Origin of the sequence: Haloferax sp. Atlit-6N (assembly GCF_003383195.1) — an archaeon.
In the GTDB taxonomy this organism is placed as follows: domain Archaea; phylum Halobacteriota; class Halobacteria; order Halobacteriales; family Haloferacaceae; genus Haloferax; species Haloferax gibbonsii.
The window spans coordinates 1-468 of the sequence record NZ_QEQJ01000300.1; the positions used below are offsets into that span (position 1 = coordinate 1).

Consider the following 468-nt stretch of genomic DNA (forward strand, 5'->3'; position numbering starts at 1 on the left):
CACGTGGAGGATGCGGATTTCTTCCGGGGACTCGCCGATCGGATACTCGCTCGGTGGCCCGGACATACACTGGCGTACTGACACCAGGATCAAATATGTTTGCACGCCATCGAGGCGTGTAAGCTACGTGCCGTGTGCGGACTGCGAACTCGAACGTCCGTTTTCCCGGGGCGACAGTAGCCCTTTCACGGTTGCCGCCCGAGAGACAGATATGCTCACCGGCCTCCGTCGACTCGGCCTCGAAGTGAAGGATCTCGACGCGACGCGTGCGTTCTACGAAGACCGGCTGGGTCTCCAGGCAGCGCCCGGATCCGCGTCGGAGTCGCACGTCGCCTACGACGTGGGCGCGTCTGCCAGCGGGGCGGCCGTGGAGGGAGCCGACGCCGACCTCACGAGCCTCGTTCTCCGCCGTCCCACAGCACGACCGCGCGGAGGCGTCCACACGCACTACGCGTTTGCCACGACGCG

Annotated in this window: 1 pseudogene; it reads left to right on the plus strand. The window is 65.8% G+C overall.

Annotation, left to right across the window (positions count from 1 at the left end):
* Window positions 1-211: 211 nt before the first annotated feature.
* Window positions 212-468: pseudogene (locus DEQ92_RS22450) on the plus strand (fosmidomycin resistance protein); the annotation flags it as partial.